Below are 15,800 nucleotides of genomic sequence, written 5' to 3' on the forward strand. Positions count from 1 at the left end.
TCAGCATTGGCTATCCGGCGGCATCCCGGTTGGTCAGCGCGATGTGGCAGCAGCCGGAGCCGTGGCCCGGCGTCCAGGTGACATTGTCGAAGCGCACGCCCGTTGCCTTGAACAGACCACGGTCGAAAGCGCCGGCGATGCGGCAGAGCGTGGCGAGTTTTTCATCACCGACACCGGCCTCGACCCAGGCGTCCTTCAGCGGACAACGCTTCACCTTGAAGGCGATGTGGTCCGGCCCGCGCTCGACATCGGTCGGATACATCAGGCCGCCATCCGGGCTGACGGCCAAAAATGCCTCGCCGATGGCCGGCGCGTCGTTAGGTCCGAAACGGGCGAAGGCGGCCGCCGCCACCTCCTTGCCGCGCTGCTCGATGGTGCGGATCATGATCGCCTCGGCCTTTTCCGCGCCGAGTTCGCCGGTCAGCTCGTCGAGAAACAGACGGTAGAGATCGGCGCGGTTACGGAAGGCGGAATCGAGTTCGCGCGAGAGTTTTTCGGCTCTGGCTTCTGGTTCGGTCATGGTACTTGCCTGCTGCTTCTGTCCAATCTTGGCGCCGCCGCAACCAGCGCCTTGCCGATTGCCGATTGCGGCGCGTCGACTACGTTGCGGGCGTCGCCGCTCTCGGCGATCCGCCCGGCGTCGAGAAGAACGACGCGGTGGGCCATGGCCCGTACGACGCCGAGATCATGCGAAATGAAGAGATAGGCGATCCGTTCCCTGGCTTGCAGGTCGAGCAGCAACTCAAGGATTTGTCCGCGCACCGAAACGTCGAGCGCCGACACCGCTTCGTCGAGCACGATCAGCGACGGTTTGGTCGCGATGGCTCGGGCGATGGCGACGCGCTGGCGCTGGCCGCCGGAGATTTCGTGAATGGCGCGCGGGGCGAGATCGGCTGCCAGCCCGACGCGATCCAGCAAGGCAGCAATGCGGGCCGGCCTCTCGGCGCGGGAAGCGATGGCATGGATGCGCAAGGGATCGTCAAGCACGCGAGCCACCGTGGCGCGCGGGTTGAACGCGGCGAGCGGATCCTGGAACACCATTTGCAGGCGCGCGCGCTTGGTGCGCAGGGCCGCACCCTTCAAGAGCAGAAAGTCATCGCCTTCGAACTGGACGGTGCCGGCGTCGGGCTCGATCAACCTAAGCACCAGCCGCGCGATCGTCGACTTGCCGCTGCCGGAGGGCCCGGCCAGCGCCAGCGTCTCGCCGGGTTCGATGGCGAAGGAGACACCGTCGACGGCCGCGATGGCCTTGCCGCCGCGGTGGTAATGCCTGGTGAGGCCGGAGACAGCGAGCACGCTCATGCCGGCGCCCGTCGTAGCAGCGGATCGGCGTCGAGGCCGAGATGGGCGTCGAGCAGCGTTCGCGTATAGGCATGGCGCGGGGCGTTTATGATTTGCTCCGTCGGGCCGAGTTCGATCAGTTCGGCGTTCCGGAATACAGCGATACGCTCTGCGAGTTCGGCGGCCAGCGCGATGTCGTGGCTGATGAACAGCAGCGTCATGCCGTCCTCCGCCACCAGTTGCCGAATGAGGCTGACGATTTCGGCTTGCACAATGGTGTCCAGCGCGCTGGTCGCCTCATCGGCGATCAGCAGTTTCGGACCGGCTGCAATGGCCGCGGCAACAGCAACGCGCTGCTTCTGGCCGCCGGAGAGCTGGTGCGGGAAAGCACGCATGGCGGTTTGTGGGTCGGGCAGCCGGACACGTTGGAGCAGGGTTTTGGCTTTGGCGTAAGCTTGTGGCCAGTCGAGGCCGAGGTGGGTGCGGGCGACTTCGGCGATCTGTTTGCCGACGGTCATGACGGGGTCGAGGCTGGCGGAGGGGTCCTGGAAGACGAAACCAATGTCGCGACCGGGAAGGGGGCTTGCGACGGATAGTTTGCGCTCTACGGCGCCCCCCTCTGTCCTGCCGGACATCTCCCCCTCAAGGGGGGAGATTGGCAGCTTTGCGGCCAGCGCTCTTCCTGCAATGCCAGTGATTGGCGAAAGCGCAGATGAGAGCTTAATCTCCCCCCTTGAGGGGGAGATGTCCGGCAGGACAGAGGGGGGTGCCTTGACGCCTGCCTCTCCTGTCGATCTCAGGAACCAATCGATCCTTCCCGTAACCTTGGCTGACCCGGGCAGCAGTCCAGCCACCGCCAGCACCAGCGTGCTCTTGCCCGAACCGCTTTCGCCGATAATCGCCAGCCGCTCGCCGGCAATAACATCCAGGCTGACCCCCTTCAGCGCCGTCACCTCGCTGCCATCGCTGAAATAGCGCACCGACAGGTCGCGTATCTCAGCCAGTGCGGTCATGACAGGCTCCTCCGCACCGCCGTCGTTTCGACCACGCCTTCGCCGGTGAGATAGACGCCAAGCACGGTCAGCACCAAGGCGATGCCCGGAACGATCGACAGAAAGGGCGCGGTGCGCAGCACAGTGCGGCCCTCGGCGATCATGCCGCCCCAAGTGACGCGATTGGGGTCGCCGAGACCGAGGAAGGACAGCGCTGCCTCGGTGAGGATCGCGGCGGCCACGATCACCGAGGACAAGGCCAGCACCGGCGGCAACGCGTTGGGCAACACCTCGCGAAAAGCGATCTCAAGCGGATGCATGCCGATGACGCGAGCGCCGGCGACGTAATCGCGCTCGCGGATCGACAGCACTTCGGCGCGCGCTACACGCGCCGGTCCGGTCCAGGCGCCAAGCGCTATTGCCGTGACGACGACGCCGAGCGACGGCCCGACGACGCTGACGAAGGCCAGCGCCAGGAGAAAACTCGGCACGGTCTGGAAGGCATCGGTGATGCGCATCAGCCCCTCGTCCACAAGGCCGCCGGCAAAACCGGCCAGCGTGCCGACGACCGCGCCGATGAAGAGTGCCGCCGCTGCCGCCGCCAGGCCGACCGCCAGCGAGGTGCGGGCGCCGTGGAACAGTTCGGCCAGCACGTCACGGCCGAGCCGGTCGGTGCCGAGCGGCAGCGACCAGTCCTGGAAGGGCGGCAGCAGTGCTGGTCCGGCAATGGCCTGCGGGTCGCCGGGGAAGAGCAGCGACGCAAACAGCGCCATGGCGAACAGAAGCGCCAGGATGATCGCGCCGGCGACCGCTTCCGGCCGGCGCAGGAACCGCGGCAGCGCGCTCACGCGCTGGCCTCGCCGGCGCCGACGCGCGGGTCGAGGAAGGCGTAGGCGATGTCGACGGCAAGGTTGACGGCAATGACGAGGACGGCGCTGGTGAGGATGATGCCGAGCAGCAGCGGCGTGTCGCGCGAAGCGACCGCTTCCTGCGCCAGCCGGCCGAGCCCGGGCACGGCAAAGACGCTTTCGATGACGACGCTGCCGCCCAGCATCTGCGCCGATTGCAGGCCGAGCATGGTGACCAGCGGCAAGAGCGCGTTGCGGGCGACATGGGCGAGCACGATGCGGCGGCGTGACAGCCCCCTGGCGCGGGCGGCGAGCACAAAATCCTGCCGCCACGCCTCGGCCATGCCGGCGCGCATCATGCGCAGATAGAGCGCGAGATAGATGAAGCCGAGCGCGGAAACCGGCAGGACGAGGTGGACGGCGATGTCGGTGGCGCGGTCAAAACCGGTCTTGTCCGAGGCCAGGCTCTCGATGCCGCCGATCGGCAGCCAGCGCAGGTCGACGGCAAAGACGACGATCAGCACCAGGCCAAGCCAGAAACCCGGCACGGCATAAAGCGCCAGCGAGCCGATCGACAGGAAGCAGTCGCGAAAGCTGCCGGGTCTGGCGCCGGCGTAGATGCCGAGCGCCGAGCCCAAACCGAAGGAGAGCGCGGTGGCGGTCACCATCAAGAGCAGTGTCGTCGGCAGGCGTTCCAGGATGACATCGCGAATTGGCCGCGAGAAGGTAACGGACTGGCCGAGGTCGAAATGCAGCAGCGCCCAGAGATAGTTCGCGAGCCGTGTCAGCTCGGACTGGTCGAGGCCCCAGCGATGACGCAGCAATTCGATCATGCCGGCGTCGCCGCCGGTCGAGACGATGTAGGCGTCGACCGCGTCACCGGGGGCGGCTTCCAGGAGGAGGAATGTGCCGATGATGACGATCAGCAGCACGAAGATGCTGCCGACGAGGCGACGGCGGATGAGGGTGAGGGCGCGGATCATGGGAAAGGCATAGCGCTGCGCCAGTCGGGAGAGGGGGGTGTGACGAAACGCGGCCCTACGCCATGCCTTCACACCAATTTCTTTGCGAACTTTCATCCGCGCAAATGTGTCACGATTCCAGATAGGTGTCCGCCCAGTTCGACACCGCCCATCGCGGGTTGTTGGCGATGTTGCCCACGGTATCGCGCGCGACGCTGATGAAGCTCCATTCGGCGACGTTGATCAGCGGCAGGTCCGCCGCGACCTGTTTCTGGAATTCCTTGTAGAGGTCGGTGCGCGCTGACGTATCCAGCGTCTCCGAAGCCTTGGCGATCAGCGCGTCGAGCGCGGCGTTCTTGTAGTCGCCCTGGTTGGAGAACGGCACGCCGTCGGGAATGCCGCTCTGCACCAGGATGGTGGTCGAGATCGCCGGGTCGCCGCGGAACACCGGCGGGCCGACGGCGAGGTCGAAGGTGTGGTCGGTGTAGACGGCCTTGATGTGCGCGGCCGAGTCGTTGTTGACGATCACGGCGTCGATGCCGATTGCCGCCAGCGCCTGGCGCAGATAGTCGCCGAACTGCTTCGTCTCGTTGAAATAGGGTGCCGGCAGGAGTTTCAGCGCAAAACGCTTGCCGTCATCGGCGCGCTTGTACCCCGCGTCGTCGAGCAAGGCGTTGGCCTTGGCGACGTCGAATGGATAGATCGGCACGTCGGCAGTGTAGAATTGCGGGTCGTTCTTCGGCACCGGACCGGTAGCGGTGGCGGCATAGCCGAGGAACACCGTCTTGACGACGAAGTCCTTGTCGATGGCATGCGCGATCGCCTGGCGGACCTTCACGTCGGCCAGTTCCTTGCGGCGATGGTTGATCTCGACGACGAGCTGATAGGTCAGCCCCTCATAGCCCTTGGAGATCACCTTCAGGCCCGGCACCTTGGAGATGCGGTCGAGGTCGGCCAGGGGCACGGCGGAGAAGGCGGCGAGCTGGATCTCTTCGGCCTCGAGCGCCGCTGCAGCCGACGTGCGGTCGGGTAGCACCTGGTAGATGATCTCGTCGAGATACGGCTCGTCCTTGGCCCAGTAATCCGCATTCCTGGTCAGCTTGTAATACTGGCCGGCCTTGTATTCGCCGAACTTGAACGGCCCGGTGCCGATGGGTGCATTGTTGGCCGGGTTGTCCTCGATCTTGCCGACCTCGTAGATGTGCTTCGGCACCACGCTTGACAGCGCCGGCAGCGCGTTGCGGATCAGCTGGAACGGCGTTGGCTTGGCGAATTTGAAGACGGCGGTCAGATCGTCAGGGGTGTCGACGCTGGCCAGATCCTTGAACACGGTGCGGCCGAGATTTTGCAGCGGCTTCCAGATCTGCAGCGCGGAGAAGGCGACGTCGGCCGAGGTGAACGGCTCGCCGTCATGCCACTTGACGCCGTCGCGCAGTTTGAAGGTCACCGACAGCCCATCGGCAGCACCTTCCCAGGAGAGCGCAAGACGGGGTTCCAGTCCGTCCTTGCCTTCGAACGAGGCTTCGGCCAGCGTTTCGACGATCTTGCTGGAGATGAAGAAGACGCCGTTGGAGGCGACGATGGCCGGATTGAGGTTGCGCGGCTCGGAATCGGCGGCAAGCACGAGGCGGCCGCCCTTCTTCGGCGTCTGCGCCCAGCTGAATGTGGGCATGGCGGTGGAGGCCAGCAGTAAAACTGAGCCGCCAAGCAGCGTGCGCCTGGAAATATCCGACATGATCAACCTCCGTCCTCTCCGCGACCAGATGGGCGCACCCCTCGAAGCTGGCGGCACCCGCCAGCATCCTCGCGGCGATTATGGCCCTTGCCAAGGGTTTCGCCAGAGACGGAATTGGCGCATCTTTGCTTGGCTTTGAAATTTTCGTCCTCTGGACCAGTTTTAGAGGTGGCCCTTTCATTCTGGTATTCTGGTAGGACCAGATTGCCGTAGTGTGCAGCAATGACGAGTGGTGACAGCCTGCCGAAGCAATCTAACCTGTTTCTGGCTGGACCAGAGTTAACGAAATGGTGCAGATTTGATCGAAGCCAAGGGATTGGACGCAGTACGGCCGGCGATCCCACTGATATCAGGGAGAGAAAGATGAACATCGCCCCGGGCAAGAGCGCCGTCAGCAATATCCCGTTCGATCAGGCGAGGGTCGACCGGCTGATGGAAGAGGCCGGCATCGATGTTCTGCTCGCGACCTCCAAGCACAACACGCAGTATCTGCTTGGCGGCTACAAGTTCATCTTCTTTGCCGCCATGGATGCGATCGGCCATAGCCGTTACCTGCCTATCGTCCTCTACGAAAAGGGCGGGCCCGGTCATGCCGCCTATATCGGCAACCGCATGGAAGGCGCCGAGCACCAGAACAGCCCGTTCTGGACGCCGACGCTGCATGCCGCCTGCTGGGGCACGCTCGATGCTGCCAATCTTGCGGTCGAGCACATCAGCAAGATCGGCAAGGCCGGCGCCCGCCTCGGCATCGAGCCGGCCTTCCTGCCGTCGGACGCCTATGCGCTGATCCGCAAGGCGTTGCCGGATGCCAGGCTGATCGACGCGACCGGCATGCTGGAGAGCATGCGCGCCATCAAGACGGACGCCGAGCTGGAAAAGCTGCGTATTGCCTCCGAGCTGATCACGGATTCCATGCTGGCGACCATCCAGTGGGCGCATGAAGGCACGACCAAGGCCGAGATGATCGAGCAGCTGCGGCGCGAAGAAACTAATCGCGGCGCGCATTTCGAATATTGCCTGCTGACGTTGGGCGCCAGCCACAACCGCGCGGCGTCACCGCAGGCGTGGAAAAAGGGCGAAGTGCTGTCGATCGATTCCGGCGGCAATTATCACGGCTATATCGGCGATCTCTGCCGCATGGGCATTCTGGGCGAACCGGATGCCGAGCTGGAAGATCTGTTGGCCGAGGTCGAGACGGTGCAGCAGGCGGCGTTCTCGAAGGTGAGGGCAGGCACCATCGGCGGCGATATGATTTCGCACGCGGAGGGCGTGCTGAAGGCGTCGAAGGTCGCGCCCTATACGGATTTCTTCGCCCATGGCATGGGCCTGATCACCCATGAAGCGCCGTTCCTGATGACCAACCACCCGGTCACCTATGAAGGCACTTATTCGGCCAAGCCGCTGGAGACGAACATGGTGCTGTCGGTGGAGACGACCATGCTTCACCCGACGCGGGGGTTCATCAAGCTGGAGGATACACTGGCGGTGACGGATGCGGGGTATGTGATGTTTGGGGATCGGGCACGGGGGTGGAATAGAGGTGGGATAGCCTAGCTCGGCGCTACCCCCTCACCCGGATTGCCATCCGAATTGCGAAGGGCAATTCGGGGCTATCCGACCTCTCCCCGAGGGGAGAGGAGTTTGCGCCGGCGCTGGCTTCTGCCTCTTCTCCCCCTCGGGGAGAAAGTGGCCGCGAAGCGGCCGGATGAAGGGGGCCTTTCGCGATTACTTCCCCGCCGGGATCAACCTGAAATCCGGCAACTCCCGCAGCACCAGTTCGGGTCCGGCCGGCGAATAGACGACGAAGAGCTGCATCGGCCCATCGCCCGTGTTCAGTGTCGAATGGAAACGGCTTTCCGGCACATAGATGGTGCAGCCGGGGCCGACCTTGGCGACGACCGGATTGCCCTCCTCGTCCTCCACCATCTGCTCGCCATTGCCTGAGATGACGAAGATGATCTCTTCCGCGCCGGGATGGTTGTGGCGCGTGTGGCCCTTGCCTGACGGCAGGTCGACGACGCCGCCGGAAAAGCGCGTCGCGCCATTTACTTCCGGCGCGACTGTCAGCGACAGCTTGCCCCAGTCAAAGCCGAAGGCGCTCACGTCCTTCGGGTATACGAACACCTTGCTCTTGTCGGTCATGATCTCATCCCTTCTTTTTCTTCTGGTCGTGCAGCGTGACGGCCTTGAAATCCGCCGTCTGCCTGGCGATCGCGGCTTCAGCCGGCAGCCGTTCCATCGAACTCGCGCCATAAAAGCCATGCAGGCCCTTGCAGCGGTCGAGGATGTAGCGGGCATCATCCGGCATCGAGATCGGCCCGCCATGGCAAAGCAGGATGACATCCTTGCGCACCGAGCGCGCCGCGTTGGCGATGGCGTCGATCTCGACCACGCAGTCGTCGAGCGACTTGGCCGACGTGGCTCCGATCGAGCCGCCGGTCGTCACCCCCATATGGGCAACGACGATGTCGGCGCCGGCTTTTGTCATGGCGCGCGCCTCGTCGGGGTTGAAGACATAGGGCGTGGTCAGAAGATCGAGCTTGTGCGCCTCGGCGATCATGTCGACCTCCAGCCCGAAGCCCATGCCGGTTTCCTCAAAACTCTGGCGCATGCTGCCATCGAACAGGCCGATGGTCGGGAAATTCTGCACGCCGGAAAAGCCCATCGTCTTCAGCTCGGCAAGCAGCAGCGGCATGATGACGAAGGGATCGGTGCCGTTGACACCGGCCAGCACCGGCGTCTTTTTGACCACCGGCAGCACCTCGTAGGCCATTTCCTTGACGATCTCGTTGGCGTTGCCATAGGCGAGCAGGCCGGCAGCCGAGCCGCGCCCGGCCATGCGGTAGCGGCCGGAATTGTAGATGATGATGAGGTCGATGCCGCCGGCTTCCTCGGCCTTGGCCGACAGGCCGGTGCCGGCGCCGCCCCCGACGATGGGCACGCCGTCGGTGATCATCGCCTTGAACTTCTTCAATATGTCCTTGCGCGGTATTGCGGGCATTTGTTGGCTCTCACTATCTGGCGATGTCGAGGAAGGCCGCGGTTGCGGCTTTGGCAAATTCCGGATCGTTGATGTGCAACGGCAGGCGTGAGACCCGGCGCGCGGCGTTCGGCTTGATGGTGCGCTCGACGGCATCGAACAGCACGGCGTCGGCTTCGGGGTCGAAGAAGGCGCCGCCCTCGATGTCGAGTGCCGAGACGCCTTTTTCGGGGATCAGGAAATGCACAGGGCCCTCGCAGCGAGCGAGCCTGGTGCCGATCCACTCGCCTATACCGCGGCATTCGTCCACCGTGGTGCGCATCAGTGTGACGTTGGGATTGTGCTCGTAGAACAGCCGGCCCCTAAACTTCTCGGGAATGGTCGGCGGCGCCCAGAAATTGACCATGTCCAGCGCGCCGACCGAGCCTACATAGGGCAGCTTGGTGCGGGCGATGGCGCCGAAGCGGTCCTCCGTCGCAGGCAGCACGCCGCCGAACAGCAGGTCGCAGACTTCCGTCGTGGTGATGTCGATGACGCCGGCGAGCAGGCCCGAGTCCGCGAGCTTCTCCATCGAGCGGCCGCCGGTGCCGGTGGCGTGGAAAACCATGCAGTCATAATTGGCGCGCAACTGATCCGCGATGGCGGTCACGCAAGGCGTGGTGACACCGAACATGGTGAGCCCGAGTGCCGGCTTGCCGGTGGCGACTGGCGCCGGCCTGGCGGCCATGCCGGCGATCGCTTGCGCCGCGTTGTGCAGCACCGTGCGGGAGAGCCGGTTCAGTCCCGCCATATCGGTGACCGATGGCATCATGATGATGTCGGAGACGTCGACATAGGGCGCGGTGTCGCCGGAGGCGAGCGTCGAGACCATGATCTTGGGCAGCCCAAGCGGCAGCGCGCGCATGCCGGCAGTGATGATCGACGTGCCGCCGCCGCCGCCAATGCCGATCACGCCTGATATGTCGTCGCGCGACTGAATGAAACCGGTGAAGGCGGCGCCCATGCCGGCCACTGCCGTGCCGCGATCATCGATGCCGAGCACGCCACTGGCTCCATCCGGATGATGCGCCGCGACGTCGCTGGCCGGGATATCGACCGGCACGGTGGCGCCGCGCGTTCCGATGTCGACACGGGCAACCGAACTGCCGGTGGCGGCAATAGCATCGGCCAGGAAGGCAAGTTCCTCGCCCTTGGTGTCGGCTGTGCCCACCACGTAGATGCGCTTCATCGCGTTTCTCCCGTCACCGGTCGACCAGCGCCGGGCCGCCTGTCGCCCTTTGCCGGCCTTTCGGTGGGCAAAGGTCATTGCAATTTTTTGAGACGCGCGTATCGTATTGACATGGAAGTCTCACGTCAACAAGCCGCTGGGAACGACGACGCCAACGAGGCTGCCGAACGCGGCCCGCGGGCCCGCACAAAACGGCTGATGCTGGAGACGGCGACGCGGCTGATGCAGGCGGGCGTCACCCCGTCTGTCAGCGAAGTGGCGGAGGTGGCGCAAGTGTCGCGCGCCACCGCCTATCGCTATTTCCCCAGCCAGGCAGCCCTGGTGCAGGCGGTGGTCGACGAGGGGCTTGGGCCGATCCTGACCTGGCAATCGACGTCCACCGATGCCGGGCGCCGCGTCGCCGAACTGTTCGACACCGCCATGCCGCGCATCGAGGCTTTCGAGGCAACTTTCAAGGCGGCGCTGAAACTGTCGCTCGACCAATGGGCGCAGCGGCAGGCGGGCACGTTGGACGGCGAGCCGCAATTCACGCGCGGACATCGCGTCCAGCTGCTGAAGGACGCCATCGCACCGCTCAAGGGCCGGCTGCCGCCGCGCGAGTTCAAGCGACTGGCACAGGCGCTGTCGATGATGTTCGGCGTCGAAGTGCTGATCGTGCTGAAGGATATATGGGGGCTCGATAGCCGCGGCATGCGGTCGGTCGCGCAATGGGCGGCTGGCGCCCTTGTGCGCGCCGCGGTGGCGGAATTGACGGCTGAAACCGATGTGGCCCGGCCAGAGGCGTTGGCGAAATAGCGCCAATCTGGTTCGACCAGATTTCGATGCCCACTATTGATGTTAACCGGGATGGCAGTGCCGAAACAAGGCTCTCCTATATCAACGAGTAGGAAAATTCAGGGAAAACAGACGGATACATGAAGAATCCGGTTATACAAGCTCCGGTAGTGGTCCAAGAAAGAGCTTGACGGCTATCCAAAATTGGTAATACCAGATCAGGACAGAAAAGGCGGATCGAGAATGACAGCCGCAGTCCATTTCGGCAGGGCGAGGAGAATCATACGGATGGCGCGTGTTCCGTCCGCACGAGGTGGCGCATCGTGACGCAGACGTCGCCTCGCGCCAGTGACGGCAAGGGGATTGCGCTGCGCCTCGATGGGCTCAGCAAGGCCTATGGATCCGTGCGCGCCATCAACGACCTGAGCTTCGCCGTCGACGAAGGCCGCTTCTTCGTACTCTTCGGGCCGAGCTCCGTTGGCAAGACGACGACGCTGCGCACTATCGCCGGCCTCGTCCAGGCCGACTCCGGCACGCTTGAGATCGGCGGCCGCGACATGGCCCATGCGCCGATCGCCGGCCGAGGCATCTCGATGGTCTTCCAGTCTTTCGCGCTTTACCCCCACCTCACGGTCTATGACAATCTCGCCTACCCGCTGCGCGAGGAGAAAGCCGCGCGCGCCGAGATTGACAAGCGGGTGAAAGAGACCGCCGAGATCCTGAAGCTGACACACCGCCTGAAGGCCAAGCCGGCAACCCTGTCCGGCGGAGAGCAGCAGCGCGTCGCGCTCGGCCGCTCCCTGATCCGCCGGCCAAAGATTCTTCTGCTCGATGAGCCGCTCACCAATCTCGACGCCAAGCTTCGGCACGAGACGCGCGCCGAGCTGAAGCGGCTGCACCGCCAGTTCGGCATGACCGTGATCTATGCCACGCCCGACGAGATCGAGGCTCTCTCGATGGGCGAGACGATCGCCGTCATGCGCGATGGGGGCATCGTCCAGATCGGCACGCCAGACGAGCTTTACGAGCAGCCGATCAATACCTATGTCGCCAGCAAGATCGGCTCGCCGCACATGAATCTGTTCACGGCCTCGGTGCGCGCCGACACCAGATCTTTCGACACGCCGCTCGGGACTCTGGTTCCGGCGACGGCGCCAAAGACTGCCGATGCCAACGAGGCCGCGCTGATCGGCATTCGCCCGAGCGACATTCGGCTCGCCGCCAAGGGCGAAGCCGGGGTTGCCTCGAAGGTGCATCTGGTCGAACCGCTCGGCGACATAACGATCGTCTCGGTCGAGGCCGGCGGCGAGATGTTGCGCATGGTGCTGCCGGAAGCGATCGCCGCCAGCATCAGGACCGGCGATTCGGCATCGATCGCCATCGATAACAGGAAAATCCACGTCTTCCGCGCCGCGAGCGGCCAGGCAATGACCTGACTCGAACGGCGAGAAGCAATCCGGTTAACCAAGGGAGGAAACGCGAATGACGGCGATGACCAAACTGAAAGGGCTAGCGACAGCCGCAAGCTTCGCTGCCACACTACTGGTGGGAGGCGTGACCTATGCCTCTGCCGAAGAAGTGACGTTGACGATGGCGGTGCCGGATTGGCCCCCGACCCGCATTATGAAGAAGTTCTTCGACGAGCAGTACAAGCCGAAGTCTGGCAATACTGTGAAGCTCGATGTGGACTTCATTCCGTGGCCGGATTTCTACACCCGCGTCAACGCCTCGTTGACCTCGGGCGAAAAGAAGTACAACTTCATCGTGTCGGACTCGCAGTGGCTGGGCGCCTTCGTCGAAGGCGGCTACTTCCGCAAGATCAACGATCTCATCGATGCCGACCCGGAACTCAAGGCGACGATGGAGTCGATGCATCCCGCCGTGCTCAACGCCTACTCGACCTATCCCAACAGCACGCCGAACTACTACGGCTTCCCGCAGTTCCCGGACGTGCTGGTCACCTACGGCCGCAAGGACGTGCTCTGCAACAACGACGAGCAGGCCGCCTACAAGGCGAAGTACAATGAGAAGCTGCCCTGCACCGGCGAAGAAATCGACGCCATGGACTGGAACACGTTCGAGCATGTTGGCGAATTCTTCCAGCGCAAGAAGGGCGACAAGCTCGCCGGCCAGGTGCTGGATGACGATTTCTATGGCATCGCCTATCAGGCAGGCAAAGGCTACGACTTCTCGACGAGCTCGGTCCACACGTTCGTCTGGGAGCATGGCGGCGGCATCTGGGATGAAACCAAGGCCCCGACCGGACATGCCGAAGGCGTCGTAAACTCCCCGAAGTCCATCGAGGGCATGGAGCATTTCCTCAAATTGCTGAAGTTCATGCCGCCGGTGGTCAAGACCGGCACCATGGACATCTTCGTCTCGGACCAGTTGTTCCGTGAAGGCAAGGTGGCCATGAACATCGACTGGATCGGTCTCGCCGAAGCCTCGCTCGATCCCAAGACGTCGAAGGTTGCCGACAAGCTGGTGTTCGGATTGGCGCCAGGCCTGCGCGGTGCCGACGGCAAGGTGAATCGTACGTCACAGATCGGCGGACAGCCTTTCGTTCTCACCACCTGGACGACGCCTGAGCAAATCAAGGAGGCGGTTGGCTTCGTGAAGTGGTGGCTCTCGCCTGATATCCAGCACCAGTTCGCCGCCGGCGGCGGCCAGTCCGCGATCAAGTCGGTCTACAGCGATCCGAAGTATGTGACCTATCGTCCGTGGGACCGCGCCTGGGCGAACTCGCTCGACTGGCAGAAGGACATGTGGCACGTGCCGCAGTTCTTCGAACTGCTCACCCAGCAGCAGGACCAGTACGACCTAGCCATCACTGGCAAGCAGGACGCCAAGACCACCTTGGATAACATCGCCAAGTTCCAGGAGGACCTCCTGAAGAACGATGGTCTTATCCAGTAACCTTCCGACATAGCTGCGGGGAGCGGGCAAAAGCCGCTCCCCGTCATTGCCACTTCAGGCGCTCCATATTTCGGACTCCCATGACCGCTGTTTCAAGCACGCTGCTGACACCACGCCTTACCGCGGTTGTTGCCCACAACTGGAAACTCGCCATCGCTGTCGCTGTCGTCGTGTCGGCCATATCAATGGCGGGCTTGCCTGCGGCTGTCTCCTTCTGGGTGGTGGGCGCCGCGGTGGCGTTGGTCGCGGCCGCATTTACCGTCAACGCGTATCGCCGCCACTACTTCGGCGCCTTGCTGGTCGCTCCGGCAATCGCCGTTCTGTTTGTGATGAATATCTTCCCCCTGCTGTGGTCGCTGGGCCTTTCGTTCTTCGCCTACCAGGCAAACCAGCAGACGATCCGCTTCGTCGGACTCGGGAACTACATCCGGATCCTTACCAACGATCTCGCTGCTCACGCGACTTGGGGCGCGCTGATCAATACCGCCATGTTCGTCGTGTTCACCGTCTCCGCGCAGATGATCGTCGGCTTTCTGCTGGCCATCCTGTTCGCCAAGCAATTTCCGCTGCGCAAGTATTTGTTGATCCTGGTGCTGACACCGATGATGCTTTCGGTTGTCGCCTCTGGCGTGTTCTTCACCTACTACTATGACCCGACATTCGGGATTCTCAGCTACGTCATCAATTCCATCTCCGGCAACCAGTTCATCCTGATGAGCAACAAAGTCGGTGCCGTGGCGGGAATCGTTTTCGCCGACGCATGGATGTGGTCGCCCTTCGTCATGCTCCTTGTGCTGGCGGGCCTCGTCTCGGTGCCGAAATACCTTTACGAGGCCGCTGCCATCGACCGTATTTCCAGCTGGCGGCAATTCTGGATGATCACCTTCCCCTACATCCGCGGCCTTCTGATGTTGGCCCTTCTCTTCCGCACCATCGAGGCATTCAAGCTGGCGGATCTCGTCATCCTCCTCACCAAGGGCGGCAACGACACGCTGACGATCTCCTATCACTTGATCCGCATCGCCAACGAGCAGAACAAGACGAGTGAGGGCGCGTCGATCTCCTATCTGATGCTGTTCATGGTGATCGTTCTCACCAACCTCTACCTGTACCTCGCAAACCGCCGTACGCAGGGAGCCTAACCCGTGACCGAATCGATATTGGGAAAGCTCGGCTTCCGCAGGGCCAGCGGAGTAGACGAGGCCGGCTGGGGGCGGACGCTCGCCGTGGCCGTCGTCGCCTTTATCTATTTTCTGCCGGTGCTGTTCATCATATTCACCGCCTTCAAACCGCAGGGCGACGCGCTTTTGGTGCCTCCGACGCTGTCGCCCACGTCGCTGTTCGGCTTGATTCCGGATCATTTTGTGTTCAAGCCCACGCTCGAAAATTTTGGGTCCGTCTTTTCTCGCTCGATGACGTCGGGCGGTGCCCCGGAAGCGACAGGATTCGACCGTTATTTCTTCAACTCGATCTTCATCGCCTCGGCGTCGGTGCTGCTGGCGCTGGTCATCGGCACCCTGGCGGCCTTCGGCTTCTCGCGCTATCCGCTGAAAGGCAATGACACCTACCTGTTCATCATCCTGACCACGCGCATGCTGCCGGCGATTGTGGTGATCATTCCGGTGATCCTGATGTTCCGCGTAGTGGGCCTGTCGGGCTCGTATCTCGGCATCATCATGCTCTACACCGCCTTCAACCTGGCCTTCACCATCTGGATGATGAAGAGCTTCTTCGATGAATTGTCGCCAGACGTCGAGGATGCCGCCCGCCTCGACGGATCGTCCGGAATGCGGGTGTTCTTCAAGATTTGCCTGCCCCAGGTCATTGCCGGGCTCGCCGCCACGTTCGTGTTCGGCCTGATCCTCACCTGGAACGAGTTCCTCTTCGCCCTCTTGCTCTCGGGGCCCGACACGAGGACGGTCCCGGTCGCCATGAACCAGGCCGTGTCGTCGGGTGGACGCGGCACCGACTGGACTTTGCTTGCCGCCATCGAAACCCTGTTCCTCGTCCCAGTCTTCCTGGTCACCTTCTTCTTGCAAAACCATCTGTTGCGCGGTGTTACCTTCGGCACGGTGAAGCGCTGA

At 63.3% G+C, this 15,800-nt stretch carries 15 protein-coding genes; 6 read left to right on the top strand and 9 right to left on the bottom strand.

Annotated features, from left to right (window positions below):
- Positions 1 to 10: 10 nt before the first annotated feature.
- The 6 genes from NKH22_RS17435 to NKH22_RS17460 form a co-directional block, all read right to left on the bottom strand.
- The gene (locus NKH22_RS17435) at positions 11 to 520 is read right to left on the bottom strand and encodes an L-2-amino-thiazoline-4-carboxylic acid hydrolase (RefSeq protein WP_023686644.1); all 510 of its coding nucleotides are present in this window, start codon (positions 518 to 520) and stop codon (positions 11 to 13) included.
- Positions 517 to 1,302, bottom strand: a complete 786-nt coding sequence (locus NKH22_RS17440) for an ATP-binding cassette domain-containing protein (protein ID WP_023832985.1) — start codon at positions 1,300 to 1,302, stop codon at positions 517 to 519. Before NKH22_RS17440 ends, NKH22_RS17435 begins: the two co-directional genes overlap by 4 nt.
- Positions 1,299 to 2,294 (bottom strand): ABC transporter ATP-binding protein, encoded by a 996-nt coding sequence (locus NKH22_RS17445; protein ID WP_352711769.1) that lies wholly within the window; start codon positions 2,292 to 2,294, stop codon positions 1,299 to 1,301. The genes NKH22_RS17440 and NKH22_RS17445 overlap by 4 nt, the downstream gene beginning before the upstream one ends.
- Positions 2,291 to 3,121 (bottom strand): ABC transporter permease, encoded by an 831-nt coding sequence (locus NKH22_RS17450; RefSeq protein ID WP_023735154.1) that lies wholly within the window; start codon positions 3,119 to 3,121, stop codon positions 2,291 to 2,293. Before NKH22_RS17450 ends, NKH22_RS17445 begins: the two co-directional genes overlap by 4 nt.
- Positions 3,118 to 4,104 carry an ABC transporter permease gene (locus NKH22_RS17455; protein WP_352711820.1) on the bottom strand — a complete coding sequence of 329 codons (987 nt, stop codon included), beginning with the start codon at positions 4,102 to 4,104 and terminating at the stop codon, positions 3,118 to 3,120. Before NKH22_RS17455 ends, NKH22_RS17450 begins: the two co-directional genes overlap by 4 nt.
- Before the next feature lie 109 nt (positions 4,105 to 4,213).
- The gene (locus tag NKH22_RS17460; protein ID WP_488494718.1) at positions 4,214 to 5,818 is read right to left on the bottom strand and encodes an ABC transporter substrate-binding protein; all 1,605 of its coding nucleotides are present in this window, start codon (positions 5,816 to 5,818) and stop codon (positions 4,214 to 4,216) included.
- Between the two features lie 363 nt (positions 5,819 to 6,181).
- On the opposite strand from NKH22_RS17460, the gene NKH22_RS17465 reads away from it, so the two are divergent.
- Complete coding sequence (locus NKH22_RS17465) at positions 6,182 to 7,372, top strand: M24 family metallopeptidase (protein ID WP_352597411.1); 1,191 nt, start codon at positions 6,182 to 6,184, stop codon at positions 7,370 to 7,372.
- Between the two features lie 171 nt (positions 7,373 to 7,543).
- Here NKH22_RS17465 and NKH22_RS17470 read toward each other — a convergent pair whose 3' ends face one another.
- Genes NKH22_RS17470 through NKH22_RS17480 form a run of 3 tightly spaced genes read right to left on the bottom strand, consistent with a single transcriptional unit; the run spans position 7,544 to position 10,026 of the window.
- Positions 7,544 to 7,960, bottom strand: a complete 417-nt coding sequence (locus NKH22_RS17470) for a cupin domain-containing protein (RefSeq protein ID WP_023698983.1) — start codon at positions 7,958 to 7,960, stop codon at positions 7,544 to 7,546.
- A gap of 4 nt (positions 7,961 to 7,964) precedes the next feature.
- The gene (locus NKH22_RS17475) at positions 7,965 to 8,819 is read right to left on the bottom strand and encodes a phosphoenolpyruvate hydrolase family protein (RefSeq protein ID WP_352910253.1); all 855 of its coding nucleotides are present in this window, start codon (positions 8,817 to 8,819) and stop codon (positions 7,965 to 7,967) included.
- 13 nt (positions 8,820 to 8,832) lie between these two features.
- Entirely contained in the window at positions 8,833 to 10,026 is a 1,194-nt protein-coding gene (locus NKH22_RS17480; RefSeq protein WP_352910255.1) for a Tm-1-like ATP-binding domain-containing protein, read from the bottom strand.
- Positions 10,027 to 10,137: 111 nt separating this feature from the next.
- On the opposite strand from NKH22_RS17480, the gene NKH22_RS17485 reads away from it, so the two are divergent.
- The 5 genes from NKH22_RS17485 (at position 10,138) to NKH22_RS17505 (ending at position 15,800) form a co-directional block, all read left to right on the top strand.
- Complete coding sequence (locus NKH22_RS17485) at positions 10,138 to 10,821, top strand: TetR/AcrR family transcriptional regulator (protein WP_352910258.1); 684 nt, start codon at positions 10,138 to 10,140, stop codon at positions 10,819 to 10,821.
- Between the two features lie 302 nt (positions 10,822 to 11,123).
- The gene (locus NKH22_RS17490; protein WP_031205525.1) at positions 11,124 to 12,236 is read left to right on the top strand and encodes an ABC transporter ATP-binding protein; all 1,113 of its coding nucleotides are present in this window, start codon (positions 11,124 to 11,126) and stop codon (positions 12,234 to 12,236) included.
- A 46-nt stretch (positions 12,237 to 12,282) separates the two neighbouring features.
- A complete protein-coding gene (locus tag NKH22_RS17495) occupies positions 12,283 to 13,716 on the top strand; it encodes an ABC transporter substrate-binding protein (protein ID WP_023728574.1) in 1,434 nt (477 codons plus the stop codon).
- Between the two features lie 80 nt (positions 13,717 to 13,796).
- Positions 13,797 to 14,858 (top strand): carbohydrate ABC transporter permease, encoded by a 1,062-nt coding sequence (locus tag NKH22_RS17500; RefSeq protein WP_023835039.1) that lies wholly within the window; start codon positions 13,797 to 13,799, stop codon positions 14,856 to 14,858.
- Between the two features lie 3 nt (positions 14,859 to 14,861).
- Positions 14,862 to 15,800, top strand: a complete 939-nt coding sequence (locus NKH22_RS17505) for a carbohydrate ABC transporter permease (protein ID WP_023728572.1) — start codon at positions 14,862 to 14,864, stop codon at positions 15,798 to 15,800.

It is taken from the genome of Mesorhizobium sp. M1252, assembly GCF_040318265.1.
Lineage (GTDB): Bacteria > Pseudomonadota > Alphaproteobacteria > Rhizobiales > Rhizobiaceae > Mesorhizobium.

Excerpts from the sequence above, each read along its gene's own strand:
- NKH22_RS17500 (WP_023835039.1), top strand. The coding sequence starts at position 13,797 with ATGACCGCTGTTTCAAGCACGCTGCTGACACCACGCCTTACCGCGGTT.
- NKH22_RS17440 (WP_023832985.1), bottom strand. The coding sequence starts at position 1,302 with ATGAGCGTGCTCGCTGTCTCCGGCCTCACCAGGCATTACCACCGCGGC.
- NKH22_RS17495 (WP_023728574.1), top strand. The coding sequence starts at position 12,283 with ATGACGGCGATGACCAAACTGAAAGGGCTAGCGACAGCCGCAAGCTTC.
- NKH22_RS17485 (WP_352910258.1), top strand. The coding sequence starts at position 10,138 with ATGGAAGTCTCACGTCAACAAGCCGCTGGGAACGACGACGCCAACGAG.
- NKH22_RS17465 (WP_352597411.1), top strand. The coding sequence starts at position 6,182 with ATGAACATCGCCCCGGGCAAGAGCGCCGTCAGCAATATCCCGTTCGAT.
- NKH22_RS17435 (WP_023686644.1), bottom strand. The coding sequence starts at position 520 with ATGACCGAACCAGAAGCCAGAGCCGAAAAACTCTCGCGCGAACTCGAT.
- NKH22_RS17460 (WP_488494718.1), bottom strand. The coding sequence starts at position 5,818 with ATGTCGGATATTTCCAGGCGCACGCTGCTTGGCGGCTCAGTTTTACTG.
- NKH22_RS17475 (WP_352910253.1), bottom strand. The coding sequence starts at position 8,819 with ATGCCCGCAATACCGCGCAAGGACATATTGAAGAAGTTCAAGGCGATG.
- NKH22_RS17470 (WP_023698983.1), bottom strand. The coding sequence starts at position 7,960 with ATGACCGACAAGAGCAAGGTGTTCGTATACCCGAAGGACGTGAGCGCC.
- NKH22_RS17480 (WP_352910255.1), bottom strand. The coding sequence starts at position 10,026 with ATGAAGCGCATCTACGTGGTGGGCACAGCCGACACCAAGGGCGAGGAA.
- NKH22_RS17445 (WP_352711769.1), bottom strand. The coding sequence starts at position 2,294 with ATGACCGCACTGGCTGAGATACGCGACCTGTCGGTGCGCTATTTCAGC.
- NKH22_RS17455 (WP_352711820.1), bottom strand. The coding sequence starts at position 4,104 with ATGATCCGCGCCCTCACCCTCATCCGCCGTCGCCTCGTCGGCAGCATC.